The organism is Pseudomonas sp. (genome assembly GCF_037994325.1).
Classification (GTDB): Bacteria; Pseudomonadota; Gammaproteobacteria; order Pseudomonadales; family Pseudomonadaceae; genus Aquipseudomonas.
In genome coordinates this window covers 1-4,475 of the sequence record NZ_JBBNAH010000374.1, presented here as the reverse complement: position 1 = coordinate 4,475, position 4,475 = coordinate 1, and the positions used below count along the sequence as shown (strand labels likewise).

General features: G+C 59.9%; 4 protein-coding genes. All 4 read right to left on the bottom strand.

Annotated elements, in window-relative coordinates; all coding sequences use genetic code 11:
- A partial coding sequence (gene arcC / locus AAAB16_RS12710; protein WP_340663648.1) for a carbamate kinase occupies window positions 1–866 on the bottom strand: 866 nt, incomplete at its 3' end.
- A 50-nt stretch (window positions 867–916) separates the two neighbouring features.
- Window positions 917–1,927, bottom strand: coding sequence for an ornithine carbamoyltransferase (locus tag AAAB16_RS12705; RefSeq protein ID WP_340663647.1), 1,011 nt, complete (start codon window positions 1,925–1,927; stop codon window positions 917–919).
- Window positions 1,928–2,005: 78 nt separating this feature from the next.
- Window positions 2,006–3,256 carry an arginine deiminase gene (gene arcA / locus AAAB16_RS12700; RefSeq protein WP_340663646.1) on the bottom strand — a complete coding sequence of 417 codons (1,251 nt, stop codon included), beginning with the start codon at window positions 3,254–3,256 and terminating at the stop codon, window positions 2,006–2,008.
- 21 nt (window positions 3,257–3,277) lie between these two features.
- Window positions 3,278–4,475 (bottom strand): arginine-ornithine antiporter (arcD, locus tag AAAB16_RS12695; protein ID WP_340663645.1); only part of this gene is annotated, 1,198 nt, incomplete at its 5' end.

Below are 4,475 nucleotides of genomic sequence, written 5' to 3'. Positions count from 1 at the left end.
GCTTCAATATCGGCCAACGAGCCAATCACCGCGACCTTGCCGGTATTGCGCGCGAACTCGCAGGCAGCCTGCACTTTCGGGCCCATGGAGCCGGCGGCAAAGCCCAGGCGTTCCAGTTCATCCGGATGCGCCTCGGCGATGGCTTTTTGCGTCGGCTTGCCCCAGTCGATATAGGTGGCAGCCACGTCGGTGGCGATCACCAGCAGGTCGGATTCCAGTTGTTCGGCCAACAACGCCGAGCACAGGTCTTTGTCGATTACCGCTTCCACACCTTCAAGTTTGCCGGCGGCGTTGTAGCGGGTGGGAATGCCGCCGCCACCGGCGCAAATCACAATGGTGCCGTGCTCCAGCAGCCATTTGACCGGGCGGATTTCAAAGATCTGTTTCGGCCGTGGGCTGGCCACCACACGGCGAAACTTGTCGCCATCGGGGGCAATGCTCCAGCCTTTTTCGGCGGCCAAGCGTTCGGCATCTTCTTTGGAGTACACCGGGCCGATGGGCTTGGTGGGGTTCTGGAAGGCAGGGTCGTTGGCGTCCACTTCCACCTGGGTGAGCAGGGTGGCGAAGGGCACTTCGAAGGGCAGCAGGTTGCCTAATTCCTGCTCGATCATATAGCCGATCATGCCTTCGGTTTCGGCGCCGAGGACGTCCAGCGGGTAGGGGTTTACCGAGGTATAAGCGGCGGCTTGCAGGGCCAGCAAGCCCACTTGCGGGCCATTGCCATGGGCGATGACCAGTTGATTGCCGGGGGCGACTTTGGCGATCTGTTCGGCGGCGACGCGGACGTTTTCCCGCTGATTATCCGCGGTCATAGGCTCGCCACGGCGCAGCAGGGCGTTGCCACCCAGGGCGACGACAATGCGCATAGCTGTTCTCCTGAAAAAGGGCGGGGCAGCGCTGCTACCCCGCGCGCGCCTTAGATATCGGCCATGGCCGCAACAAGAATGGCCTTGATGGTGTGCATGCGGTTTTCCGCCTGCTCGAAGGCGATATTGGCTGGCGACTCGAACACGTCTTCGGTCACTTCCACGCCATTGGCCAGGTGCGGGTAGCGGCTGGCGATATCCTTGCCGACCTTGGTTTCGCTGTTATGGAACGCCGGCAGGCAATGCATAAATTTCACCCGGGGGTTGCCGGCAGCTTTCATCATCTCGGTGTTTACCTGGTAGGGCAGCAACTGCTTGATGCGCTCGTCCCAGGCGTCCACCGGTTCGCCCATGGAAACCCAGACATCGGTGTGGATAAAGTCGACGCCCTTGACCGCTTCGTTCGGGTCTTCGGTGAGGGTGATACGTGCGCCGCTTTCTTCGGCAAAGCCTTGGCATTGTTTGATGAAGTCATCGGTTGGCCACAGCGCTTTGGGCGCGCCAATGCGCACGTCCATGCCCAGCTTGGCGCCGATCATCAGCAGCGAGTTGCCCATGTTGTAACGCGCGTCACCGAGGTAGGCATAGCTGATGTCATGCAGCGGCTTGTCGCTGTGCTCGCGCATGGTCATCACGTCGGCAATCATCTGGGTGGGGTGGAATTCGGCGGTCAGGCCGTTAAACACCGGCACGCCGGCGTACTGCGCCAGCTCTTCGACGATTTCCTGGCCGTAGCCACGATACTCGATGGCATCGAACATGCGCCCGAGCACGCGGGCGGTGTCTTTCATGCTTTCTTTGTGGCCGATCTGCGAGGAGCTTGGGTCGATATAGGTGACGCTGGCACCCTGGTCGTAGGCCGCTACTTCAAAGGCGCAGCGGGTGCGGGTCGAGGTTTTTTCAAAGATCAGCGCGATGTTTTTGCGCTTCAGGTGCTGCTGCTCAGTGCCGGTGTATTTTGCCCGTTTCAGGTCGCGGGACAGGTCCAGCAGGTAACGCAGCTCGCGCTGGCTGTGGTGCATCAGGCTGAGCAGGCTGCGGTTGTGCATGTTGAACGCCATTTTTCAAAACTCCTGTAAACACGTTGCGTGCGGTGTCGTTGCCCTCGTGGGGTCGACACCGATGGCTGGTGGTGCGGATTAGTAGTCGATTGGGTCGCGAATAATCGGGCAGGTCATGCAGTGGCCACCGCCGCGGCCACGGCCCAGTTCACCGGCGCTGATGGTGATGACCTCGACACCGGCTTTGCGCAGCAGGGTGTTGGTGTAGGTATTGCGGTCGTAGCCGACCACCACGCCGGGCTCCAGGGCCACCACGTTATTGCCGTCGTCCCATTGCTCGCGCTCGGCCTCGAAGGTGTTGCCGCCGGTGGGCACTACGCGCAGTTCTTTGAGCTTCAGGGCTTCGGCGACCACCTTGATGAAATGCTGGTCTTCGCGGCGTACATCCAGGCCATCTGGGCGATTGCCATCCGGGCGAATACTGAAGGGCACGATGGCGTCTACCGCTTCGGCAAATACGGTGACCAAGTCGCGGTCGCAGAAGCTAAACACCGTGTCCAGGTGCATAGCCGCGCGGGATTTCGGCAGGCCGGCGACAATCACCCGTTCTGCCGCCTTGCTGGCAAACAACGATTGCGCCAGTTGGCCAATGGCTTGGTGGGTGGTGCGCTCGCCCATCCCAATCAACACCACGCCATTGCCGATAGGCATAACGTCGCCGCCCTCCAGGGACGCGGCGCCATGGTCTTGGTCGGGGTCGCCGTACCAGACCTTGAACTCGGCGTTAACGAAGTCTGGATGGAATTTATAGATGGCGGTCAGCAGCAAGGTTTCCTGCCGCCGCGCGGGCCAGTACATGGGGTTGAGGCTTACACCGCCGTAGATCCAGCAGGTGTTGTCACGGGTGAACTGGGTGTTGGGCAGCGGCGGCAAAATAAAGCTGGAGCTGCCCAGATAGCCGCGGAAAATCTCGATAGCCTTGCCGCCGAACTGATCGGGCAAATCACTGCCCGAAACGCCGCCAATCAAGTACTGCGCCAATGCACGTGGCTCCAGGCTTTCCAGCCAGGAACGCACTTCGTTAACCAGGCCGAGGCCGACATGGTTGGCGGTTATTTTGCGGTCGAGAATCCAGCTGCGCGCCTCAACGTTGCTGACGGTTTCAGCCAGCAGGTTATGCATCTCCACCACATCAACGCCACGCTCGCGCATCTTGGTGACAAAGTCGAAATGGTCGCGCTTGGCCTGGCTGACCCACAGCACGTCGTCGAACAGCAACTCATCGCAATTGCTTGGGGTTAGGCGCTGGTGCGCCAAACCTGGGGAGCAAACCAGCACTTTATGTAACTTGCCCGCTTCGGAATGGACACCGAGTTTTACCTTGGACATTGGGGTTCTCCTTTCAAAAAATCACAGGGTCAGGAAGCCGTCGTAGAGGCCGTAAGCCGCTACCAGGGCGCCGATCACCACCAGGGCGAAAATGCCTTTCTCGATCTGGGTAAAAATGGGTTGGCCGACTTCACGTTTGGCCTTGGCAAACAGGATGGCGCCAGGTGCATACAGCAGCGCCGAAAGCAGCAGGTACTTGATGCCGCCGGCGTACAGCAGCCACACCGCGTAAATCACCGCGATGCCGGCAATGGCCAGGTCTTTGTTGCGCTCCTTGGCCGCTTGCTCGTAGGTTTCGCCGCGTACCGCCAGCAGCAGGGCGTAAGCCGCCGACCACAGGTAGGGCACCAGAATCATTGAGGTGGCGAGGTAGATCAGTGACAGGTAGGTGCTGGCGGAAAACAGCGTGATGATCAGAAAAATCTGAACCATGGCGTTGGTCAGCCACAGGGCATTGGCCGGTGCGTGGTTGGCGTTTTCCTTGCGTAGAAAGGCCGGCATGGTGTGGTCTTTGGCGGCGGCGAAGAGGATTTCCGCACACAGCAGCACCCACGACAGCAGGGCACCCAGCAGGGAAATGATCAGGCCGACGCTGATCAACACGGCGCCCCAATGACCGACAACATGTTCCAGCACGGCGGCCATGGAGGGGTTCTGCAACTTGGCCAGTTCTGGCTGCGTCATGATCCCCAGCGACAGCACGTTCACCAGCACCAAGATCAGCAGCACGCTGATAAAACCGATGATGGTGGCTTTGCCGACGTCCGAACGCTTCTCGGCGCGGGCGGAGAAAATGCTTGCGCCCTCGATGCCGATAAACACCCAGACAGTCACCAGCATCATGTTGCGCACCTGGTTCATCACACTGCCCAGGTCAGGGTTTTTCAGGCCCCAAATGTCCGCGGTAAAGATGTCCAGTTTGAAGGCGAAGAAGGCGATCAGAATAAATAGCAGCAGCGGCACCACCTTGGCCACGGTGGTCACCAGATTGATAAACGCCGCCTCTTTTACCCCGCGTAGAACCAAGAAGTGCACAGCCCAGAGCACCACGGAGGCGCCGATAACGGCGGCCGGGGTGTTGCCTTCGCCAAACACCGGAAAAAAGTAGCCGAGGGTGCTGAACAGCAAGACGAAGTAGCCGACGTTGCCCAGCCAGGCACTGATCCAGTAGCCCCAAGCGGAAGAAAAACCCATGTAATCGCCAAAGCCGGCTTTGGCG

What these genes read in the sequence shown, in the direction of transcription:
- AAAB16_RS12705 (WP_340663647.1), bottom strand. Translation starts at nt 1,927, where the DNA reads ATGGCGTTCAACATGCACAACCGCAGCCTGCTCAGCCTGATGCACCAC.
- arcA (WP_340663646.1), bottom strand. Translation starts at nt 3,256, where the DNA reads ATGTCCAAGGTAAAACTCGGTGTCCATTCCGAAGCGGGCAAGTTACAT.